This is a genomic window from Providencia sp. PROV201, assembly GCF_028479545.1.
In the GTDB taxonomy this organism is placed as follows: domain Bacteria; phylum Pseudomonadota; class Gammaproteobacteria; order Enterobacterales; family Enterobacteriaceae; genus Providencia; species Providencia huaxiensis.
Map to the genome: position 1 here is coordinate 21,827 of NZ_JAMPNW010000024.1, position 23,667 is coordinate 45,493.

22 protein-coding genes are annotated in these 23,667 nt (G+C 40.8%); 14 read left to right on the forward strand and 8 right to left on the reverse strand.

The window, feature by feature from the left end:
• Nucleotides 1–2 precede the first annotated feature (2 nt).
• From PR809_RS16845 to PR809_RS16855, 3 genes are read left to right on the forward strand one after another with little or no spacing between them, the layout of a single operon-like run.
• A complete protein-coding gene (locus tag PR809_RS16845; protein ID WP_102140179.1) occupies nt 3–761 on the forward strand; it encodes an ABC transporter permease in 759 nt (252 codons plus the stop codon).
• A gap of 2 nt (nt 762–763) precedes the next feature.
• Nucleotides 764–1,531: an ABC transporter ATP-binding protein gene (locus tag PR809_RS16850; RefSeq protein ID WP_229597510.1), complete on the forward strand. Its 768-nt coding sequence runs from the start codon at nt 764–766 to the stop codon at nt 1,529–1,531.
• A gap of 12 nt (nt 1,532–1,543) precedes the next feature.
• Entirely contained in the window at nt 1,544–2,545 is a 1,002-nt protein-coding gene (locus tag PR809_RS16855; RefSeq protein ID WP_102140181.1) for an ABC transporter substrate-binding protein, read from the forward strand.
• An 80-nt stretch (nt 2,546–2,625) separates the two neighbouring features.
• On the opposite strand, the gene PR809_RS16860 is transcribed toward PR809_RS16855, so the two are convergent.
• From PR809_RS16860 to PR809_RS16885, 6 genes are all read right to left on the reverse strand, one after another.
• Nucleotides 2,626–3,927: a uracil/xanthine transporter gene (locus tag PR809_RS16860; protein WP_168222875.1), complete on the reverse strand. Its 1,302-nt coding sequence runs from the start codon at nt 3,925–3,927 to the stop codon at nt 2,626–2,628.
• 256 nt (nt 3,928–4,183) lie between these two features.
• Nucleotides 4,184–4,762: a DJ-1/PfpI family protein gene (locus tag PR809_RS16865; protein ID WP_195698099.1), complete on the reverse strand. Its 579-nt coding sequence runs from the start codon at nt 4,760–4,762 to the stop codon at nt 4,184–4,186.
• A 90-nt stretch (nt 4,763–4,852) separates the two neighbouring features.
• A complete protein-coding gene (locus PR809_RS16870) occupies nt 4,853–5,707 on the reverse strand; it encodes a tagatose bisphosphate family class II aldolase (protein ID WP_102140184.1) in 855 nt (284 codons plus the stop codon).
• A 115-nt stretch (nt 5,708–5,822) separates the two neighbouring features.
• Entirely contained in the window at nt 5,823–7,289 is a 1,467-nt protein-coding gene (locus tag PR809_RS16875) for a DUF2264 domain-containing protein (protein WP_166268076.1), read from the reverse strand.
• Between the two features lie 63 nt (nt 7,290–7,352).
• Nucleotides 7,353–8,960: a sulfatase family protein gene (locus PR809_RS16880; protein WP_206276825.1), complete on the reverse strand. Its 1,608-nt coding sequence runs from the start codon at nt 8,958–8,960 to the stop codon at nt 7,353–7,355.
• 23 nt (nt 8,961–8,983) lie between these two features.
• A complete protein-coding gene (locus tag PR809_RS16885; protein WP_206276826.1) occupies nt 8,984–10,219 on the reverse strand; it encodes an anaerobic sulfatase maturase in 1,236 nt (411 codons plus the stop codon).
• Nucleotides 10,220–10,747: 528 nt separating this feature from the next.
• Between PR809_RS16885 and agaR the strand changes: the two genes are divergently transcribed.
• From agaR to PR809_RS16940, 11 genes are all read left to right on the forward strand, one after another.
• Nucleotides 10,748–11,524 (forward strand): transcriptional repressor AgaR, encoded by a 777-nt coding sequence (agaR, locus tag PR809_RS16890; RefSeq protein WP_102140188.1) that lies wholly within the window; start codon nt 10,748–10,750, stop codon nt 11,522–11,524.
• A 51-nt stretch (nt 11,525–11,575) separates the two neighbouring features.
• Nucleotides 11,576–12,859 (forward strand): tagatose-bisphosphate aldolase subunit KbaZ, encoded by a 1,284-nt coding sequence (kbaZ, locus tag PR809_RS16895; RefSeq protein ID WP_102140189.1) that lies wholly within the window; start codon nt 11,576–11,578, stop codon nt 12,857–12,859.
• Between the two features lie 8 nt (nt 12,860–12,867).
• Complete coding sequence (locus tag PR809_RS16900; RefSeq protein WP_102140190.1) at nt 12,868–14,052, forward strand: SIS domain-containing protein; 1,185 nt, start codon at nt 12,868–12,870, stop codon at nt 14,050–14,052.
• Nucleotides 14,053–14,086: 34 nt separating this feature from the next.
• Nucleotides 14,087–14,581, forward strand: coding sequence for a PTS N-acetylgalactosamine transporter subunit IIB (agaV, locus tag PR809_RS16905; RefSeq protein ID WP_094962832.1), 495 nt, complete (start codon nt 14,087–14,089; stop codon nt 14,579–14,581).
• A gap of 48 nt (nt 14,582–14,629) precedes the next feature.
• Nucleotides 14,630–15,400 (forward strand): PTS N-acetylgalactosamine transporter subunit IIC, encoded by a 771-nt coding sequence (gene agaW, locus PR809_RS16910; RefSeq protein ID WP_004264436.1) that lies wholly within the window; start codon nt 14,630–14,632, stop codon nt 15,398–15,400.
• Nucleotides 15,390–16,277, forward strand: a complete 888-nt coding sequence (locus PR809_RS16915; protein ID WP_102140191.1) for a PTS system mannose/fructose/sorbose family transporter subunit IID — start codon at nt 15,390–15,392, stop codon at nt 16,275–16,277. Before agaW ends, PR809_RS16915 begins: the two co-directional genes overlap by 11 nt.
• Nucleotides 16,278–16,339: 62 nt before the next feature.
• Nucleotides 16,340–16,771 carry a PTS galactosamine/N-acetylgalactosamine transporter subunit IIA gene (gene agaF / locus PR809_RS16920; protein WP_102140192.1) on the forward strand — a complete coding sequence of 144 codons (432 nt, stop codon included), beginning with the start codon at nt 16,340–16,342 and terminating at the stop codon, nt 16,769–16,771.
• Complete coding sequence (gene nagA, locus PR809_RS16925; protein ID WP_206276827.1) at nt 16,768–17,940, forward strand: N-acetylglucosamine-6-phosphate deacetylase; 1,173 nt, start codon at nt 16,768–16,770, stop codon at nt 17,938–17,940. Before agaF ends, nagA begins: the two co-directional genes overlap by 4 nt.
• 37 nt (nt 17,941–17,977) lie before the next feature.
• Complete coding sequence (gene kduI, locus PR809_RS16930) at nt 17,978–18,808, forward strand: 5-dehydro-4-deoxy-D-glucuronate isomerase (protein ID WP_166268070.1); 831 nt, start codon at nt 17,978–17,980, stop codon at nt 18,806–18,808.
• A gap of 68 nt (nt 18,809–18,876) precedes the next feature.
• Entirely contained in the window at nt 18,877–19,632 is a 756-nt protein-coding gene (gene kduD, locus PR809_RS16935; RefSeq protein ID WP_102140195.1) for a 2-dehydro-3-deoxy-D-gluconate 5-dehydrogenase KduD, read from the forward strand.
• A 17-nt stretch (nt 19,633–19,649) separates the two neighbouring features.
• Nucleotides 19,650–20,717 carry a glycoside hydrolase family 88/105 protein gene (locus tag PR809_RS16940; protein ID WP_206276828.1) on the forward strand — a complete coding sequence of 356 codons (1,068 nt, stop codon included), beginning with the start codon at nt 19,650–19,652 and terminating at the stop codon, nt 20,715–20,717.
• A 167-nt stretch (nt 20,718–20,884) separates the two neighbouring features.
• On the opposite strand, the gene PR809_RS16945 is transcribed toward PR809_RS16940, so the two are convergent.
• Nucleotides 20,885–21,604, reverse strand: a complete 720-nt coding sequence (locus PR809_RS16945; protein ID WP_102140197.1) for an oligogalacturonate-specific porin KdgM family protein — start codon at nt 21,602–21,604, stop codon at nt 20,885–20,887.
• 128 nt (nt 21,605–21,732) lie between these two features.
• Nucleotides 21,733–23,292, reverse strand: a complete 1,560-nt coding sequence (locus PR809_RS16950; protein WP_206276829.1) for a sulfatase-like hydrolase/transferase — start codon at nt 23,290–23,292, stop codon at nt 21,733–21,735.
• Between the last annotated feature and the right edge of the window lie 375 nt (nt 23,293–23,667).

Consider the following 23,667-nt stretch of genomic DNA (forward strand, 5'->3'; position numbering starts at 1 on the left):
TCATGTTGAAAAACAGTTTTTTCTTGCTTCTACTTCCAGTTATTATTTTTACAACTTGGTATATTACAACAACAATTGGAGGTGTTTCCCCTGTTATTTTTCCATCTATTCCACAAGCATGGCATTCTTTGAATTTCCAGCTATATTCTGGGCAATTATGGCAAGATTTATCAATTAGTTTATCCCGAGTATTAATAGCCTTTGTTATCGCTGCTATTTTTGCTTTTTTTCTTGGTATTATCATGGCATTGTCGCTACGAACAAACCAAATTTTCAACCTAACATTAAATGCTATACGTCAAATTCCTCCACTAGCATGGATACCATTATTAATTTTATGGTTTGGAATTGGTGAAGTAACTAAAATTATTCTTATTATAAAAAGTGCCTTTTTCCCTATCTTACTAAGTACTATCAATGGAATACAAACGACACCTATGACTTATATTGAATTAGGTAATCTTTATCAATTCAATATTTGGCAAAAATTACGAAAAATTTATATTCCATCACTACTTCCCAACCTATTTACAGGTTTAAGGCTTGCAATGGGGTTATCTTGGGCAACAGTTGTTGCAGCAGAAATGATCGCAGCTAACTCGGGTATTGGCTATCGCATCAATGATGCCCGGATTATGCTAGATTCCCCAGTCGTTATAGTGGGTATTCTTGTTATCGGTATAGTCGGTTTATTATTAGATAAGATTTTATTAATTATATCTTATTACCTGCTGCCATGGTTAAGAACAGAAAGGAGATAGATATGCTATCAATCAAAAATGGATTTAAAAACTTCACTATCAATAATAAGTTACTTCCTGTTTTAGAAGATATTAACCTTCAAGTTCAAAAAGGTGAATTTGTTGCTATCGTTGGCCATAGTGGTTGTGGGAAAAGTACTTTACTACGCATAATTGCAGGCTTAAACCAATTCAATAGTGGAAGTGTACTATTTAAAAATAAAGAGATAACCAAACCAAATATAGAAAGAGGAATGATTTTTCAAGAAAATAGGCTTCTACCTTGGTTAACAATTGCCGATAATATCGCTTTCGGATTAGACCATATAGATAAAAAAACGAAGAAAATTCTAGTTGAAAATTATTTAAAACTCGTAAACTTGACTGAGTTTGCTAATGCTTATCCCAAACAACTCTCAGGTGGAATGGCACAACGTGCAGCAATTGCCCGTACCATAATCACCCAACCTGAACTATTGTTATTGGATGAACCGCTTGGCGCACTTGATGCTTTAACCAAAATTGAGATGCAACGAGAGATTTTATCTATCAAACAAGAAAAGCAACTGACGATGATTTTAGTTACTCATGATATTGAAGAGGCAATATATTTGGGAAATCGAGTAATTATAATGTCATCCCGTCCTGGAAACATAAAAAAAATAATTGATATTAATCTTCCTTATCCACGAAATCGAGGCAGTTCTGATTTTGCATATTATAAAAGAATTATTCTTCAAGAATTTTTCGATAATTCTGCAGAACTTTTTGCAAGTGAATATGAAATCTAGAAGGAACATATCATGGTATTATTAAATTATATCAAATTTCCTATTATAGTATTAATTTCGTTCATTCTAGTTGGTTGTGGGGATGAAAGGCTACCTGACAGTAAAAATAATGAAAAAATTGTTCGTATTGGCACAGCAGATAATAATGGTCGTTTAAGTGGTTTGCTCGGTTTAGCAAAACAGCTAGGATATCTTGAAGAAGAGCTACAAAAAGTTGATTACCAATATTCCATTTCTGGTTTTGCAGGAGCAGGGCCTGCCGTCAATGAAGGCCTAGCGACAAATGCCATTGATATTGCTGTTTATGCTGATTTTCCAGGAATTATAGCCACATCGAGAGGTGTCCCCTTAAAATTAATCATGTCAGAGGATTCTTCCATCAATGCCAATATCGCAGTAAGAAAAGATAGCAATATTCACTCATTAGCTGACCTTAAAGGCAAGAAAGTTGCATTACCACGAGGAACGTATATGCAACGGTATTTCACGCTATTTATTGAACAACAAGGGTATAAATTATCTGACTTCAATATTATTCAAATGACAAATGATGCTGAATCCGCATTATTAAACGGAGCAATTGATGCGATGGTATGGACTGAGCAAAGTACCGCCCGTTTAGAAAATAAATCCCCAACTATTACAACACTTTATTCAACCCGTACTGAACCTGAACTCTCAGGTATTTCTGTTATCGTAGGGCGAGAAGCATTCATAAATCAAAATGAGAATGTGATTAAAGCAATGAATATTGCTTTATTAAAAGCAAGTAAATATGCGCAAAATAATCCCGATCAGGCAGAAATTTTACTTGCTAAAGAAAGCGATACTAATGTTGAAATCATTAAAAAAATACATGATTTTCATAGTATAGATAGTTTTTCTAAACGCTATTCCGTTAATATTACTGATAATGACATCCGTAAGTTAAAGCAAACTCAACAATTTTTGATTGATAACAAAATTATCACTAAGCCTATTGATATAAAAAATTGGGTTTATACTAAAAAATAAACGCCTAAATGAAACCATATCCCTTTTTATTTCTTTTCTAGCAAAGATTTTTCTTCATCTTTGCTTTTTTTATCAAAATATTAAGCAATGTTATCCCACTTGATCGTATTTTCTAAAATAAGTGCCAAGATAATGCCCATTAGCAGCCCATTACCCAGTAAAGAACTAAACATTGTTGGCAAAGAACTTAATACCGCAGCAGGTGCTGACATCAAGAAGATACCAATAAAAATAGGTAGAGCAAGGCGATAAATATTACGTGCATTCAGCTTCATATCTGCCAGAAACGAAAATGAAGAAAACAATAGAGGCAGATAAGTCGCCAACATGACCGCGCTGCCAATGGCTAACGGTAAAGAGCGAAAAAATTGGGTCAATACTGCAACGCCCCCCACACATAAGAAAATAAGGCTGCCAATACTAAAAGAGGTACGTGAACTATCTTTTGTTTGGGTAATTAAACCAATGGATGAAACAAACGGTGAAAAAGGCACGACCCCTATTGGCGCGGCTAATATCGTGACGAACCCTGACATCATAAAACTACGTCGATATAGGGACTTCGTCGGCAATGAATCGGGGTAAAACACATCAGTTCCTCGCATCGCTCCAAATGTATTTGATGTATTTAATATCCCCGCCAAAATAGCCGTCAATACAATACTCATATTGACTTCATCGGAGCGACCTAATGGAAATAGCATCCATTCCCCTGATGAAACAGGGGATATTGCGCTGCCAAATAGCCCACTATAAGCAACCCACCCGATAATTGTCCCAATTAATAACGCATATTTACTGATGCTCATGGGTAAATAAATAATCATCCCGATGACAAATATCAGTACCGCAAGCGCTAAAAAGAAGACAGGGTAATTGACCGTGATATTTTCGCCTCCGACACCAAATGGTAGTCCTAGCATTCCTTTTAAGAAAATAGTTACTAACTGGGCGCCAAGCAAAAACATAAATACGACTAAAACACCCGGTTTAAACAAACTCGCCAACCAACCGCCCAATCCACTCAAACCAATAAGAATAGTCACGACCCCAGACAAGAAAATACCAATAGCTAAACTCCAGCCGATAGTGCCAAGGGGAGTTCCTTGCATCGATTCTGATAATGTGACAGTTAAAATTGTTGCCCACCACAACCCTGTCGGTCCTTCCATTACTGAGCGCTTGTGCCCTAAGAATGCTTGCAATAAACAAGCCAGAGCTGTTAATAAGAAAGCATACTGGGTAATAACAAATGTGGTTTGTGGTGATAAATGAAAAGCGGACTGTAACGTCGGAGGAATAACAACCGTATTACAAAAGATAAAAAAGAACCATTGAAAACCAGAAATAATATTATTTTTTGTAATAGCAATATTCCGCATATTCATTCCTTACCGGCGATTATGTACCTGACCAGCTTAATATTTATAACGGAAAATTTCTAATTTAAATCCAGCTGTTATGATATTGATAAATTACAATTAATTCTTATCATGATGAGAACTAGCTTCATACACTATTAACTCTGATTTTTGATCATTATTCTGCTATCTAATATTAATAAAGCGGGAAAAAATATTATTCCCGCTTTATTTTTATCGGTGATCAAGATAAAAAACGCTTAGTCAGCAATAAACGTTATAGATAAGGAAGTGGCCAATGTTTAAAATAAATATGCTTAGCTTGCCAATCCACTTTATCAATATTGTCAGCCAGTAAATATTTTGCGACGGTAAATGCAAATTCAAAACTCACACCGAGCCCTTTTGCACTGATAAATTTCCCGTCAACAACAACATCTTGGTCAACATAAATACCATCATCAAACTTCTCAGCGAGTTTGTCCCCGGTACTATAATGCCGCCCTTCCAGTAAGCCATGGGCGGCTAGCACCTTCGCACCAGAAGAACATAGCGCACAAATATATTTATCCTCATGTATATGCCGGCGAAGAAAATCAACCACCTTTTCATTCGCATATAAACGGTCAGTTCCTTTTGGCCCACCTGGCATCATCACTGCATCATAAGTATGAGATAATTTATCGACTAAAAGATAATCTGCACTAATTTTAGTGCCAAAATACGTATTTAAAACAAGCGTATCCATGCAAGATAGCACATCAACATGAATATCTAGCCGACGCATGATATCAATGAAAACGACAGCTTCCCCTTCCTCAAAGCCATCCGCGAGCAAAACAGCAACTTGTTTCATGACATTCCTTTTATTTTCAAAAAGAGTTATTGCAGGGCATCCGCAATAAATTTTGGTTATATATCAAGCAAATCCAGATAGTTTTGCTTATTAAAGTGTTCCATCACTTTTGCAAACACGAATTTTATCCATCACCACCGCTTTCATCGCTGCCTTTCCTGGAACCAGATAATGGCGAGGGTCAGTGGCTTCTGGGTTTTCAATGAAATACTGCTTAATTGCATCAGAGAACGCGATTTTGAGCTCTGTCGCGACATTGACTTTACAAATTCCAAGCTCAATACAATGCCTGACATCCGCATCAGGGATCCCCGAAGCACCATGAAGCACTAACGGTAAATCCGTTTTCTTACGGATAGCGTCTAGTCTAGCGAAATCTAGGTGTGGCTCATTTTTGTACATGCCGTGAGCGGTTCCAATGGCAACAGCCAAGGAATCAATACCGGTTCTTTGAATAAAAGTTACGGCAGCATCAGGGTCAGTGAAAAGCGCATCCGCTGCATCGACAACTAAGTCATCTTCTTGCCCCCCTAAACGCCCTAGTTCAGCCTCAACCGTGCAGTCCCACTGATGGCAAAAATCAACAACCCGCTTAACGATTTGAATATTTTCTTCAAACGGAAAATGAGAAGCATCAATCATTGCAGAACGTACACCTGCGGAGACTTTTTGGAAAATATCTGGGATATCTTCATGATGGTCGAGATGCAAAGCCACGGGAACTTTATAACGCTCAGCCGCTTGCTGGCAGATTGCAATCAAGTAGTCACTTCCTGCATAAGAAAATGTACTTGGTGTGCCTGCTAAAATAACGGGGGATGCCATTTCTGCGGCCGTTTCCATGACAACTTGAATGGTTTCTAAATTATGAATATTAAATGCGGGAACCGCATAGCCACCCAGTTGGGCTTTGTTCAACATATTACGGGTAGATACCAAGTACATAATCGCCTCTTAACTTTCGATTGATTTCGAATAATATTAAACGAAAGAATCAGAAAGGTAAAAGATCTAAATCACATTTCCATTCCTTTCGCACTGAAAGCAAATGAAAGAGAGGCTAGAAGTAGTGAGTCATTTTAGAGCTATAACTGGTCACCCCCTTACGTAACAGATTGTTTTTAGGGCGTCTTGACTGGCCTAGTAGCGTTTCAATCACTTTCTGAGAGCATAATTGTTTCTCTAAGCGACGCGTCAACGGGGATTGCTGTTTGAGGTAATCTTCACGAAATATCACGGTAACCTCTTGTGTTTCTTTCACACCAATAACCGTTGCCGAAATTGACGGTATTTCGAAATGAAAGTCTGAACACTCAATTGGCAATGGAGTGCGAGGGCTATCCCAAAGTTGAATTCGCTTGCCGCAATATAGAGCAATGACTACCGCACGTAATGACCAAAAACTACTCGCAGGGCCACTATAGTTATCAACTAAGCGTGCATCATAGCCAAATAAACCTTGAGTTGGCGCTCCTGCTTTTAAGGCACCATGACCAATAAAATAACGCAAAGTGCTTTCTAGTGCGTTTTTAGCTTCCCCCACACCCACGGCGTTCCCACCCAAATCAACGCCTGCCAATAAAGGCGCGGATACTGCGAGGCGATAACATGCACTGCGACCAAAAAAAGGGATGCCTTGAGGTGTCATAAAATATCGGTAATGATGGTTAAACTGATTTAATGAACTACGAATGAATTCTTCATCAAAATCAGGGCATATCTGGTTAAGCCAATATAATGAGTAGTAAAACCCCCATGCATTGTAGTAGTCAAAGTTACCTTTCGCGCCATCCCGAAACCAACCATCACCCACGTAAAATTGTTTCACTCTTTCATAGCGCCACGTTGCAATAGTATCTCGACCAGTGAGTGCTCGGATCACAAATTGCACAGTAAGCGGGAACAGGTGCCAGTTGTTGTCTACGATATCGCAGTGATTAACTTGTTCGAACCATGCAATGATCCTCTGTTGTGCGGACTTATCCAATTTTTCCCATACCCACTCACGACTTAACCAGAGAGTCAGCGCTAAATCTGCAGACTCACAAATTTTTTGGTCATAATTTTCAAGCCTTCCCCAATAGCCTTTATGAGTGGGATCTGTGCCATGTAAAAATGCATTCTTGATAATGTCAGAAAGGTCAATTGATGCTAAATTTATTCCATTCAATATTGCTTTTTGGCTGTGAACTAGCCATGAAGCAAGCAAAGGCAGTACCCTACTAACCCCTTCTAGAGCATCTGTCCGTACCGTTTGCTGGCCTGGGCTACCGGGGTAATATGCGTGAGAGTAGCCCCATGTTTGATAATGAACAAAAGCTTCCGTGGTATAGCGAACTAATAATTCGCAAAGAACTGAAAGTGATTGATTTTCATCTTGAAAGGCTTTGGTGATGTGGTTATCGTTACATTGATAGGCTGACTTTCTAATTAATCTTCGAATGATATTTTCTTTGAATAGTTTCTGGTAAATTTTTATATTTGGGTGTTCATAAGGCAGCTTTGGACGTTCAGTAGGTGTTGTCATACGTATTTCTCTATCATGCAAACAGGCGCATCCTTGCGCTCAGGCTAAAACAAAATTTTGTATTTATTTTGCTGATTCAATCAGGACTTGGTAACGATCTTGTCCCCATACAACGGGTTTTGGCTTATCTTTAACCCATTGATAATAAGCCGATTTCAACTCTTTCACTTTTTCTGGATATTGAGCTGCTAAGTTATTCGATTCGGCCGGGTTTTGTTTATCATTGAATAATTGGAGCTGGTTAGAACCATCATCATAAAAATAAAGAGCCCACTCTCCATCACGGATAGCCCATGAACCTTTCGATAGTTTTTCTAAATTAGGGTTGTTTGGAATTTCTTTGCGTTGATAAGTGATCCATTCATGGTAGCCATGCCAAAAATCTTGGTTTTCTTCGCTGTAATGTTTCGTCCCTGGCCCTGTCCAATACAGATAATTATGTGGCGACTTTTCTGCTTTCCCCGTTAAGAGTGGCATAATGTTTTTGCCTTCAACCTTCATACTATCGGGAATGGTGATCCCTGCGCTTTGTAATGCGGTTGGTAAGATATCAATCGCTGAAACCATCGCATCACTGTGTTTACCCGCAGGAATATGCCCCGGCCAATAAGCGACAAATGGAACACGTACACCACCATTAAACATTTGCCCTTTAAAGCCTTTATCCATTGCATTCATTGGCATTGGCGACTCATGCACCGCGCCATTGTCAGAAATAAAGAAGATTAACGTATTATCTAATTCACCATTTTCCTTTAGTGTATTGATAATTTTACCAATTCCCTCATCTGCGGCATTGAGCGCAGCAAAATATTTGTCGGCTTCAACATTACCCGTATTGAATTTATCCATATATTTCGCTGGAGAAGCTTCTTCTAACGGAATGTGCGGCACACTATATGAAAGGTTGATAAAAAAAGGTTTGTCCTTGTGCCCATCAATGAATTTAATGGTTTCATCCGTTAGCAAATGTGTGGTATAGCCGGGAGCTGGCACATTTTCACCATTTCGCCACATTGCGGGGGAGTTCCAAAGTGCCGCTCCTGATGCATAGAAACTATATGCATAATCGAAACCTCTTTCATGAGGCGCGAAACCTGGTTCCGGTGTTGAAATCATATTATCGTGATAATCACGAGTTTGCTTTTCTGCTGCAATTTTAGGTTTTTTCAATACCTTCGCATTATGCCACTTTCCAATACTGGCGGTGGCATAGCCATTTTCTTGGAATAATGCAGGTAATAGTTTGATATCTTGTGGAATACCTAACATCGCATCATCGTTACTGTAAGTACCAAAACTTGCAGGAGAGCGGCCAGTAAAAATACCGGCTCGTGATGGGCCACAGACAGGATGAGCCACAAATGCATTGGTCATCTTAATTCCGCCAGCCGCCATGTCAGCGACATTTGGCATCGCTATTTTTGCCGCTTCCACCATCTTATTAATATCGCCCTGATAACGTTGTGGTGACGGGCGCTTCGCAAGTTCGTTAACATCAATGCTATCAAGTACAAAATCGAGCTGTCCTGTTCCTAAGTCATCCATAACAATCAGTAAAACATTCGGCTTTTCCGGTGTACCACCTGCATTCGCTGCAATTGGAGGCACTAAACTACTGGTTGCAATCAGCCCTGCTAACAGGCTTTTCTTCATAGAAGGTAATCTCACAAAAATATCTCCAGATAATATTGTTATTGCTTATAAGCGTGCTGTATTTCGCCAAGTGCATCACTGGCTAATGCGCCACGTGATATCGCTTGGCGCATTAACTGCATGCCTAAAGCGGTATGATGGAAAATCTTTTTATATGAACGACATAAATAGTTATGGCGATATTTTTCACCTTCTATCGCCGTGATCCGGTGCTTAGGACAGCCGCCATAACAAAGGCTTTGAACCTCACAGCGCTGGCAAAGACTCGTTAGCTTGTCATATTTATTTTGCCCAAAACGGATTTGCTGCTTAGAGGAAACAAGACGAGAAAGGGAATGTTGTTGTACGTTACCCACCCGATTTGCTGGGTACACATAGTGGTCACAGGAATAGACATCTCCATTCGACTCAATAATCAGCGCTTGTCCACACGTTTTAGATTGCACACAGGTTGATGCCGGATAGCCCATCCAAGTGCCTAATAAGCTATCAAATAGACGAATATAAATTTTGCCAATGTCTCCTTGGTGGACCCATTCATCAAAAACATCAGCCATAAACTGCCCATACCCCTCAGCGGGTACTGAAAAAGGAGCCATCACTGCATTTGGCCCAGGGGCATAATGGCCACCTTGGGTATGAGGAAAGCGCCTATCTACCTCAACAATGGGGATAAACTGAAAGAAAGTGGAACCCAATGCTTTCAAAGCTCGATAAGTTTCTTTTCCTTTTCGCCAATTTTGGTCATTAACAACGGTTAAGGTATTAAATTCAACACCATATTCAATCAGGAGCTGAATCGCTTTCTTTACACGTTCAAAAGTTGGATTACCATTAACGGAAATCCGGTATTTATCATGAACAGCTTCTAAGCCATCAATTGATACACCGATTAAAAAACCATGGTCTGCAAAAAACTGCGCCCATTGCCGGTTTATCGCAATAGCGTTAGTTTGCACACTATTCGTGATGGTTTTTCCTTGGGCATATTGCTTTTGGTACTTAACAACCCGCTCAAAAAATTCGAGCCCTGCAAGGGTTGGCTCCCCACCTTGCCACGAGAAATCCACCTGCTCACCTGCATGAGACTGGATATAGTCTTTGATATAACGACGCAGCACGTTATCAGGCATAACGTCATGTTGGTCTTCCACTGATTGTTCGTGAAATACATTTTCTTTTTCAAGATAAAAACAGTATTCGCATTTAATATTGCAGCGATAGCTGGTGGGTTTCGCCATCATATGAAAATAAGTAGGTTGGTTTGCAGGCATTTAAATTCATCCGAAACAGTCAGGTTATTTTTATAGCATTACGCAAAACACGAAAAATCAAAAGAGATTGAAATCACAAAATTAAAAAATGAAAGAGTTTGAAAGGTTGTAATTTGAGTTAGAAGCATTGAAGAGAGCACAAATAGCACGCATTAAGCCACTAATTTTTGTTTTTGATTTAAAGAAATTTTTATTTCTTTCGAATTTCTAATATCGCCATCGCACTTTATGCCAATTCTTGAGCTTATATTTAGCGATTTTTTTGCAAATATTGCTAATATTCATGCAAAACACAGGGGTTGCTTAGTAAAAGTACAATTATTGCTACTTTATTGATTGGATACTTTCCTATTCGAAGATATGATATTTAAAATTTGAAAATATCCGTAAGCAAGCAACACACAAATCGAAACTTTGTGAAAGAGATCAAAAGTTTTGTTTTTTTTCGTTGTCGGTATTTTTTAGCGTAGTAAACTTAATTCGAAATCAAATGAAAGAAAATTCATTTGGTTTCGTAAGGAGATGAAAGTGAAAGCGGCTGTTGAACGGCGCATGGAAATCCTCGACATGATTAACCAACAAGGTAAAGCACGGGTCGAAGATTTAGCCGAAATATTTAAAGTTTCAAGTGTCACCATCCGTAGCGATTTAAGCTTTCTTGAAAAAAATGGTTATGTCGTCCGCTCCCATGGGGCAGCAATCCCAAATACTGGGTTTATTGCTGAACTTAGCATCCACGAAAAACGTGGGCAGAATGCGGGCACAAAAACATTAATAGGAAAAGCGGCCGCCGCGCTCATTAATGATGGCGACACAATAATTTTAGACTCGGGGACAACGACACGAGAAATTGCGACCCACTTAAAGTCGCGAGATAGCGTTGTTGTCATGACTAACGGTTTAGATGTCGCAATGGAGTTAGCTACAGCTGCAGGCATTGATGTACTAATGACTGGCGGCGCATTGCGCAAGAATGCTTTATCGTTTTCTGGCTCACAAGCAGAAAACAGCCTCAGAAATTATCGTTTTGACAAGGTTTTTCTTGGGGTTGATGGGTTCGATTTACGCGTTGGTATCACGACACACAATGAACAGGAAGCTAGCCTTAACCGGTTAATGTGTGAAATCTCGGAAACAGTTATTGCGGTTGCTGATTCTACGAAATTCGGTAAGCGCAGTTGTCATATGATCCGTGAATTCGCTGGTATTGATGTTTTGGTGACAGACTCTGGGATCCCTGATGAATATATCCAAGAGTTAAAAAACCATAAAATTGAAGTAATCATCGTCGATAAAGAGCAATAATTCGCTAACTCCATTAACAATACAACCGTGTTGATTGTGGAGTTAGTATTAATGCATCCTTTAGAAAAGATTGTTCAGCAAAATAAACTTGGTAAACAGAATGGCATTTATTCTGTTTGCTCAGCCCACCCATTTGTTATTGAAGCTTCACTGCACCAAGCGCTGGATAATGATTCCTTTCTTTTAATTGAAGCCACATCTAACCAAGTTGACCAATTTGGTGGCTATACGGGTATGACTCCGGCTGACTTCTTCAACTACGTTATTGAAAAAGCAGAAAAAATCAATTTCCCTCTAAATAAATTAATTCTTGGTGGAGACCATTTAGGCCCAAATCGCTGGCAGGGGCTTAATGCCGCTGATGCCATGGATAATGCAGATGTCCTGATTGAGCACTATGTTGCTGCAGGGTTTAAAAAAATCCACCTTGATTGCAGTATGTCCTGTGCAGATGACCCAGTTCCACTCACTGATGAAATTGTTGCACAGCGGGCCGCCCGACTTGCTGTTATTGCAGAAAAAACTGCCAAAGAAAAATTCGGTTATAGCGATATCGTCTATGTTATTGGTACTGAAGTTCCTGTGCCTGGTGGAGCAACAGAAGCCCTTGAAGGTGTTGAGGTCACAGACCCACAAGCTGCAAGAAAAACCTTAGACTGTCATGCGAAAGCATTCGAAAAAGCAGGCATCGGTGACTGCTGGGCACGTGTTATTGGCCTCGTCGTTCAACCTGGTGTGGAATTCGACCATACCGGTGTTATTGACTATCAACCTGAAAAAGCACAAGCATTAAGTCAAGTGGTTGATGACTACCCTCATCTCGTTTTCGAAGCACATTCAACCGATTACCAAACACCGGATGCTTACAAGCAACTAGTGCAAGACCATTTTGCCATTTTAAAAGTTGGCCCTGCTTTAACATTTGCTATGCGGGAAGCCCTCTATTCTCTGTGTGAAATTGAGAATGAAATGTTCCCAACAGAACAGTGTTCTCACTTAAAAGAGAAAATGGAACAGTTGATGTGCCGTGAGCCTGAATTTTGGCAAAAATACTACCATGGTGATGCTCAGCAGCAAGCTTTTGCTCGCGTTTATAGCTTTAGTGACCGTATTCGTTATTACTGGCCTGATAAAGAGATTAACCAAGCCATAGACACCCTGATGGCGAACTTATCTTCAAAATCGATTCCGTTACCACTTCTAAGCCAATACATGCCACATCAATTTCAACAATTAAGAGAAGGCATGATCGACGGCTCAGCGAAATCCTTTATTTTTGCAAAAATTCGCGACGTACTTTCGGTATATGCCGATGCATGTAAATTTAGTCACTGAGGTTTGACATGGAATATTTAAGCTATCAAACACCTGAACTCGAAAAGCTAAACGCATTCTGGACAGCAAAAGAGATTGAGCAACAGCCTGAATGCTGGGAAAAAACAAACCAGCTAATACAAGAACAACGTGCTGAAATTGATACATTTTTAGCTAAAGTACTTCAGGCATCGGACGCACGTATTATCATGACGGGAGCAGGAACATCGGCTTTTGCAGGCCGCGCCCTTGCCCCCGTTCTGACTGGTCATTTAAAACGCCGAGTTGATGCTATCGCCACCACGGATTTAGTGGCCGACCCAAAAGAATATTTAGCAGAAGACGTACCAACGCTACTAATTTCTTTTGCTCGCTCTGGTAATAGCCCTGAAAGTGTTGCCGCCCTGGATGTAGCAGAAAAGTGCCTAACACAATGTTACCACTTAGTTTTAACCTGTAACGAGCAAGGACAGCTATATCGTTATTGCCAAAATAATACCAATGCATTAGCTATTTTAATGCCAGAAGAGTCAAATGACCGTTCATTAGCAATGACATCAAGCTTTTCATCTATGATGATGGCTGCGCTGTGTATTTTCTTAAAAGAATCGTTTTATTTGAACGAAATTCAACCTTATTTCCAAGATTATCACGACAGTTATACCCAATTTAACCTCCGTATCCGAGAAGATTATGCAGGTAAGTTTAAACGAGTCATTTATCTAGGTAGTGGGGGCCTACAAGGCCTTGCACAAGAAGCCGCCCTAAAAATGCTGGAATTAACCGCTGGTAAGGTCGTTGCTAACTTTGACACGCCTTTAGGGTTTCGCCATGGACCGAAATCTATCGTCAATAAAGAAACGTTAGTTGTGCTGTTTCTATCAAACGATAAGTACACCAGACAGTATGAGACTGACTTATTAAGAGAGGTAATTCACGATAATGCTTCAGCGAAAGTGATCGCGATCACCTCCTCTTCTGATGACACACAAATAGAAGAAAGTTTTGTTTATATTAAAAAAATGGAGAAATGCTCAGACTCAGCACTATTTTTCCCTTATTTAATGTTAGCGCAAGCCTTTGCATTCCATAGTTCCATTGCACTGGGGAATACACCGGATAACCCGTCTCCAACTGGAGAAATTAATCGAGTTGTTCAAGGTGTCACTATTTACCCGTTCTCATATCAAGAAGATGGCACCATGCCTTCTTAATGATAAATATAGCTAATAATAAGAGAGCAATTATATGCACGCACCAAATATTGTCTGGACCCGAATCGATGAGCGTTTATTACATGGGCAAATTCGAATCACTTGGGGTAAACACACTGAAGCAAATTTAATTCTTGTCGCTAATGATGATGCTGCGGACGGCCCTAACTCCGCGTTTATGCAAGCAGGAATGAAAGCTTCTGCCGGTGGAGAATATGCCGTCCGATTTTTCTCTATCGAAAAAACTATCGATGTCATTCACAAGGCATCTCCTCGTCAAAAAATCTTTATTCTTTGCAATAACCCAACAGATGTTGCTCGTCTTGTCGAAGGCGGCGTTCCTATCACTCACTGCAACGTCGGTAATATGCACTTCCATGAAGGAAAACGCCAAATTGCCAAAACAGTGTCTGTGGATGAACGCGACTTAGAGGCATTCCGTCGGCTTGTCGACAAAGGGGTAGCTTGCACAATTCAAAATACTCCAGACCAAACCCCCGTTAATGTTCTTACTCTCGCAACAGCATAAGCAGATTGAGATAACAACTTAACATTAAGGCGTTTAAGGAAAACTATTATGATTTATGAAGCTTCTCTCGTGGCTTTATGGGCCTTCTTTTGCGGTATAGATAAGTATGACGTTGCACTCAATATCCACCGCCCACTGATCACAGGGCCTGTTGTCGGCCTGATTATGGGTGATATGCAAGTCGGTTTAATTGCGGGTGCAACATTAGAATTAGCTTGGCTTGGGCTTGTTCCAAATGCAGGGGCTCAGCCGCCTGATGTTACCTTAGGTACTATCGCTGCTGTTGCATTTGCCATTATGACCAATCAATCACCAGCAGTAGCGATGGGAATCGGCATGCCAATTGCCGTTCTCATGCAAATGATCATTATCGGCTTTTTTGCTATTACCGCATTCACCATGGGGAAAGCTGACCGCTACGCTGAAAAAGCAGATGCAGCGGGGATCTCCCGGTTATTAGTCGCCACCATTACCGTTCGTTCTTTGCTCTACGCTATCGTCGCTTTTGTAACCGTTTACTTCGGTGAACACGCAGCACAATGGATTGATGAAAACACACCAAAAGTACTCCTCGAAGGCTTAGGTATTGGCGCGAAAATGGTTCCAGCAATTGGCTTCGCGATGCTGTTAAAAATCATGTGGTCAAAAGAAGTGGCTGGTGTGTTCTTTGTTGGTTTCGTCATGACTACTTATCTCAAGCTGCCAATTATGGCAGTGGCAATACTCGGCGCATCAGCGGCAGCACTGTATTACTTCTTCAGCGGTAACAACAATAAAAATAACTCACAACAAAATGAGGATTTTGAAGATGGTATCTGATAACAAAACAGCAGTAGAAACCAAAAACTTACCAGTGGGATCCTACGTTGATGGCATTGATGAGTACCAAGATACCACTGTCCGCAAAGTCATCACGAAAGGCGATCTATGGCGTTGTGCTTTTCGTGGACTATTTATGGAAGGTAACTTTAACTTTGAACGTATGCAGGGGGGAGGCTTTGCATTCTCCATCATCCCAGCCCTACGCAAAATTCATGGTAATAACAAACGCGATTATGCAACTGCACTGAAAAATCACTTACAGTTTTTCAATGCGAGTCCAAAATTATTTACTTTCTTACTTGGTACAGCTGTGGCCATGGAAGAAAACAAAGAGAAGCCGTCAACTGTCAACGTTATGAAAGTGGCAGGTATGGGGCCAACAGGTGGCATCGGCGATGCTATCGACCATATGACATTGATGCCGCTGACTTTAGCATTAGGTGCATCTATCGCAATGGAAGGCTCAATTGCCGGCCCATTTGTTTTCTTCTTTTTGTACCAAATTGTTCACTTTTTTGTCTATTTCGGCTTGATGTTCATGGGGTATCGCGCGGGTACCGCAGCAATGGTTAATATGAGCGATGCAACAGAAAAGCTCGCTAAAGCCGCCAACATCATGGGGATTTTTGTGATTGGGGCACTTTCCGCCACCTTCATAAAAGTACAAACCACCGCTGCTGTTGAGGTAGGCGGCAAGGTGGTTGAACTACAAACCGCCTTGTTCGACAAAATCATGCCTAACTTACTCCCCCTTTGCCTCGTCTTTTTGATGTTCAAAATGGTGAAAGGGACTGGTTTCTGGGCAAAACCGCCCGTTCTTATCTTCTCTGTCTTAGCCTTCGGCGTTATTGGCCACGTACTCGGTGTGATGTAACAGGATCGTATTAAATTGTTTTTAGGTGGGTAGCTAAGTTACCCACCAGCAAGGAGTTATCAATGATTGGTTTGATTGTTTCTGGGCACATTAATTTTGCGAGCGGCATGGCCTCTGCGGTCAAGGCTATCGCAGGTGAACAGGAAAATATGGTGTTTATTGATTTTGTTGAAACCCTTTCTCCCGATGAATTAGAACAACAAATGCGAGCCGCAATGGACGCTATGAATTGTGAACAAGTGCTCTTTCTCACCGACCTTCCTGGTGGAACCCCTTGTAACCGCGCCATGGCAATTATGATGGAAAATCAATTCGTTGAAGTTGTAGCTGGCGTTAGCCTGCCGATGATCGTTAATGCGGCATTCGAGCGTGAAGGGGTTGATGCAAAAGAACTCCTTTCTATCTTACACGATATAGGGACTCGCAGTATTCAAGACCTACGTCAGCAACTGGCTATGACGTCAGAAACTGAATTTGAAGAAGATGGCCTATGAAACAGCAATATGCCCTTTTAGCGGATCGTACTTTTACTCCTGAGGGAATTCGTTATCAGCAGTATGTTCGTGTGTGCAACGGTGTTATACAAGAAATTACGGATACCGCTCCCGAACATTGCCCTGTCATCCGCCTGGAAGGCCGCTCCTTACTACCGGGGTTTGTTGATATCCATATTCATGGGCGTGCTGGTGCAGACATCATGGATGCAAGCCAACAAGGGTTGCAAACCATAGCCGATGCATTAGCCAAAACCGGTGTTGTTGCTTGGGTGGGAACCACCGTCACCGCACCAATGGATGATATCAAACGTGCACTCACCCAAGTCTGTGAGTTTATCGCCAAATCGCAAACATCAGGAGCCCAGTTAGTCGGCAGTTTTTTAGAAGGCCCTTACTTCACTGAACGTCATCGAGGTTCACATCCTGTTAAGTACTTAAAAGCACCCACCATTCATGAGCTGGAAGACCTTGTGCAATGTGCTAATCACACACTTTTACGGGTTGCAGTGGCCCCCGAAGCAGAAGGTGCCATTGAGGCTATTGATTGGTTAGTACAACGCGGTATTAAGACCAGTGTTGCACATACTGCCGCTGATTTCATACAAACCAGTCTCGCATTTTCACATGGTGCAGATTGTGGCGTACATCTTTATAACGGCATGACGGGTTTACATCATAGAGAGCCCGGTTGCTGTGGCGCAGTGTTGTACCACGATGTCCTTGCGGAACTGATTGCCGATGGCGTTCATGTTCACCCCGTCATGATGCAGCTAGCTTATCGAATGAAAGGTTATCAGCAGCTCGCTTTAATTACAGATTGTATGCGAGCTGGAGGGTTACCGGATGGCGATTATCTCCTTGGTGCGCAAACAGTAAAAGTCACTCAAGGACAAGCCCGCACGACTGATGGCTCTCTTGCAGGTAGTACATGTAGCCTTGATAGCGCATTGCGCAACATGGTGCAACTCGCGCATGTTCCTGAGTGGGAAGCAGTACAAATGGCCACTTCGGTTCCCGCCCAATACCTTGGGATCGATGACCAATTTGGCTACATCCGAGTTGGAGCACACGCTAATTTCGCTGTTGTTGATAACAATTTTTATCTAACAGACACATTCATCAGAGGTGAACACGTTCACTCTGTATTCGGGAATACCGACCATTAAGGCCGGTTACCTATCAGTAAATTATGAGGTATTTATAATGGAAATTCGTCAACCAATTCACAGTGAGCATGCAAAAACACTTGATACTGAAGGCTTACGCAAACAGTTCCTGATCGAGAATTTGTTCCGTGAAGGGGAAATGAATCTCACTTATAGCCATATCGACCGCATTATTGTGGGTGGTATTGTTCCAACACAAAAACCACTCGCGCTAATGGCAGGAAAAGCATTAGGCGTTGATTTTTTTCTTGAGCGTCGTGAGCTGGGTGCAATTAATATTGGGGGCGCGGGCCAAGTTATCGTTGATGGCGAAGCCTATGACATCGCACCAAAAGAAGCTATTTATATCGGTATGGGCGCTAAATCTGTCGAATTTATTAGTGCCGATGCCAATACTCCTGCACGCTTCTACATGAACTGCGCACCTGCACACCATACTTACCCAACACGCAAAATTACTATCGAACAAGCTTCGCCAGAAAAATTAGGTAATGTTGAGAACTGTAACGTTCGTACCATCTATAAGTTCTTACACCCATCGATTTTACCAACCTGCCAATTATCAATGGGTATGACAGTACTCGAGCCTGGCAGCTTATGGAATACCATGCCATGCCATACCCATGAGCGCCGTATGGAAGTCTATTTATATTTCAATATGAAAGAAGACAACGTTGTTTTCCATTATATGGGTGAGCCTTCGGAGACCCGCCATATTGTTGTTCGTAATGAACAAGCCGTTATTAGCCCGAGCTGGTCGATTCACTCAGGCGTAGGAACCGCTGCTTATACATTTATATGGGGAATGGTTGGAGAGAATCAGGTGTTCCACGACATGGACCATGTTGCCATGAAAGATCTGAAATAATCCCTTTATCTTTTTGAACAAAATAAAAAACGATGTGGCTGTACCGTCACATCGTAAGTGAGGCACATATGAACTTATTTGATTTAACTGGAAAAGTCGCGATTGTCACTGGATGTAATACTGGTTTAGGTCAAGGAATGGCAATTGGTTTGGCACAAGCAGGCGCAGATATTGTCGGAGTTGGAGTCCAAGATGCCCCTGAAACACGTGCTCAGGTCGAAGCTTTAGGCCGCAAGTTTCACTATATTATTATGAATTTAATGGAACAAGATGGGCTGCAAACTTTAGTTGATGATGCCGTATCTGCCATGGGCCATGTTGATATCCTTATTAATAATGCGGGTATTATTCGTCGCGAAGACTTACTCGAATTTAGTGAAAAAGATTGGGACGATGTGATTAATATTAATCAAAAAACCCTATTCTTTTTATCTCAACGTGTTGCACGACAATTCGTGAAGCAAGGAAATGGCGGTAAAATTATTAATATTGCTTCAATGCTCTCGTTCCAAGGTGGTATTCGAGTTCCATCTTACACGGCAAGTAAGTCCGCTGTCATGGGGCTCACTCGTGCTCTCGCTACTGAGCTTTCCCAATACAACATTAATGTGAATGCAATCGCCCCAGGTTACATGGCAACAGACAACACAGCAGCACTACGCGCTGATGCAGACCGCAATGCGGCTATCTTAGAGCGTATTCCAGCAGGCCGTTGGGGAACACCAGAGGATTTGGCAGGCCCAGCTGTCTTTTTAGCCTCCAAAGCAAGCGACTATATTAATGGTTATACCATTGCGGTTGATGGTGGCTGGTTAGCTCGCTAACCTATCTGGAGAAAATAATGGAACAATCATCATTACCAAAACCATTACAGCGCGATACGGTTTTAGACGACATGAAACGGGTTTACCGTTATCAATCAAAAAACCAAGTACGCAGTGTACTTCGTCGTAGTGGTAAAACCCGTTTTATTAAAGATACGGATTGGGAACGTGGTGTTCTGTGGTCTTGTGTTGCCGCTGCTTGGCAAGCAACACAGGATAACGAATATCTGACTGGTGTATTGGATTACACATTACATACTGGATTTCGTACAGGACCTAACCCGCGTTTTGCCGATGACCATGTCTGTACTCAAGCTTATTTAGCTGTAAGTTCACAATTTGATCATCCAGAAGTCCTTGAACCCACTATTAACGCATTCAACCTTATGTTAGCTGAGCCAAAACCAGGTCGAGAAGACTGGTGGTGGTGTGATGCACTTTTCATGGCTCCCCCAGCTTTTGCTGCCTTATCAGCTCAAACAAATGACAGTCGCTACTTAGACTACATGCATACCGCTTATTGGGATGCAGTAGACCATTTGCGTGATCCTGAAACTGGCTTAATTTATCGTGATTATCGCTATATTCCAGATGGCAAAGGCGGTGAATTGCGTGAAAAAAATGGTGAGAAAGTATTTTGGAGTCGAGGTATTGGTTGGGTTATTGCATCTATCCCACGTATCTTACAATCTTTACCTGATGGTTTCCCTGCCCGCCAGCAGTATGTGAATTTATTTGTTGAACTAATGGAAGCTGTCATTCAATACCAACAAGATGATGGTTTCTGGCGTACCAGTTTACTTGACCCACAAAGCTTCCCAGCCCCTGAAAGTAGTGCGACTGCATTATTTAGCTATGGCTTAGCATGGGGCTTAAATCAAGGTTTACTGGAAGAGACACGTTATCTGCCTTTACTCGAAAAATCATGGTGTGCACTACAAAGCTGTATTCACCCCAATGGAATGCTAGGTTGGGTACAGCTTCCAGCGTTCAACCCACGAGATGTCCAGTATGACCATAATATGGATTATGGGGCAGGAGCCTATTTATTAGCCGCAAGTGAAGTTATCCAACTCAAGATTTAATCCATTACGACCCGATTTACCATTGCTCAAGTTGTCATTTCATTACTTTCTTTTTGGCCAATTTATTGGCCATTTTTCTTGCTTCTATTTTTCTCTCTTCTTTACAAGCCGGCAATAAAAAACCCACGATCACTCGTGGGCAAATGTATATTTAATAAAAAGTGATATTACCAAGTATATTGAATACCCACACGGAAGCGTGTTTGGCGGTCACTTGAAAATCTATTTTCTTTCACATTACCCACTTCAACAAATGGGCGCCATAAAGCACCATCATCCGCTTTAATATCATAACGAAGGCGAACGTTGTGCTGATAATCGAATTTCTTATCATTATAAAGAGGTTGAGCGTTGTCGGCCATTTCCCACATTAAATCTAACTGATACTGTAAGTCTAAGTTACCCCATTTATAACCTATCCAGCTATCAAACTCTTGGATTTTAGAGTGGTAATTACTGCCATTTTCCCCTGCTTGACCATAATCCCATACTTTCCATTTATAACGGCCTTGCAAACGAATACCGTTATCGAATGTATAGTTTAAACGGACATAAGGAACATAAACCAAACCTAATTTATCAAAATCAAGAGAAGCACCAACAAGCCCCACTAAATTTGGGTTTAATTTCGTATAATAAAAAGCTGAAAATTCAGAACCATCAATTTTCATTGCGTCATAGGCACCATCTTTATTTCCATAACGCGCATCAAGTTCAAATCCAATATTCTTTCCTGTATCCAAGAAAGCTTTAATTCTGTCCCCACTTTTTCCTGACGCATCTAAATATTGATGACGATATTCAATTGTTGTTTTATAGTTATTTGCGAGAGCATATTGTGATGAAATTGAAAATAACACTGCACTAGCAATAATTAATTTTTTCATTATCTTTATTCCAAAGCTGTGTACTATTTAAGCACGAGGATAGTGATTCCCTATTTTATTAGAGAATAATATTTTCATTATTTTTAGTTAATGCCACCTAATTTATTAGGCGGCAATTAAGAAATAATTTATTTAACTTCACAAGCTGAAGCTTTTTTATTTAATTTATTTGTTGTAGCTGTAATAAATTCTGTTGGTCTCCAAGAATCACCGGTTTTCTCTAACCACGGTATGAGCTCATCTTTAATTAATTTATCAATAATTGGCGCATTTTCGTCTGCGACATTTTTCATTTGATAAGGGTCATTCACATTATCATAAAGAGTATATTTCAGCGGTTGTCCATCTTGGCGGTCAATAACCAATGTATGCGTTTTCGTTCTCACGCCACGTTTACCAAACGAAGGTTCACCATACGGTATAAATAAATAAAGTTGAGAATTGGCGACATCCCCCTCACCAGTGACTACGCGTTCAGCTAAGTTACTTCCTTCAACTGAGCCAGGGATCCATTGCTCTAACCCTAATAAACCTAGGATCGTTGGGTAGATATCAGGTGCTGACATTAATGCATCATCTTGCCCCGGTTTAATTTTACCCGGTAACCGAAACATCATCGGAACACGCATCGATTCATCATATGGGTTATTCTTTGTCGGCTGGCCATTTGCACCAAGACAGCTGCCATGATCAGAGAAGAAAACAACCAATGTATTATCCGCCAGCCCTTGTTTTTCAAGCTCATCAACAATACGACCAAATTGTTCATCAACACCGTTTACCATCGCCAGATATTCTTTAAAATATTGAGGACCATAACCTTCTTGGTATTCCACATCCCATTTAACATTTGGTCGAGTATTTAACTCTTGCGAGGTTTTTCCTTTATAGGCATCGAGATACTTTTGTGGAACTTGGTCATACGGTGAATGCGGAGGGTTCATTGAAACAACCAGCGCAAATGGCTTGGTATTATCACGAAACTGCCCATTTTTATTCTGTAAGAATTTTATGGCCATATCCGCTTCGTGCTCTGGTCCCCATTGGTCTACATAAATAGGTTTTTCACGAGGCGTATCATTGGCCCAATACATTGGTTTCATATGCAGGTCATATGTGCCATAGGAGTACCAAAAATCAAAGCCATGGCGGCGGTTTGGAGCAGCCCATTCATTCCAATAACGCCCTTCCATCGGGTTGTTATAGCTTTCAATAAAAGGGGCATATGGTGCATCTAAATGCCATTTACCAATATACCCCGTGCTGTAATCCAATGATTTTAAAACATCAGACCAACAATTGGCATAAGGTGATAAATCAATCCCTACCTTACCGCCATAATCATGAGCGTTGCCTGTGATACCGTTACGAACAGGATATTGCCCTGTCATAAACATGCCTCGGAATGGAGAACATAATGGGTAATTAGATGCCATTTGCGTCATCACTTTCGCTTGTTTCGCAAACTTATTTAAATTGGGCGTAATTGACGGGTCTTCTCCCATAAATTGTAAGGCATGGGCACGCATCTCATCGGGGAATACTATCAATAAGTTAGGGGCGTCATCGGGCCGATAAGGCTTAATATTTGAAGGTTTTCCATCACTGGCTAAAATGGGACTAGAAACCGACATTGCTGCACCGCTGGCTGCTAATCCTTTTATAAAGGTTCTGCGCGAAACAGTCATTGCTTCATCCTCTTTTCGTTTACGTTTTCTTTCGTTTTTGGTTAATACATATTATTTATACTTTTACATAAGATCAAAAAGTAAGTGATCGAAAATATCAAAATTCAAGTAGAGATCACAAAAAATGAGCAATATACCAAGAAAAAGCCAACTAACGCACAATAAAAAGATGGTGCCAACTTATTAAAAATAAACACAATAAATTGATTTATAAAAGAAATAAATAATTCAGAGATAATGAGCACAAAAGCTAAATTATGTTTGTAAATTGTATGAAAATGATGCTTTCACCTCATTTATCGAATTTTCATTTACTTTCAATAATGCAAAAAACAGGTAATCCGAAACAATACAAAAAGATAAATTTTTATCACT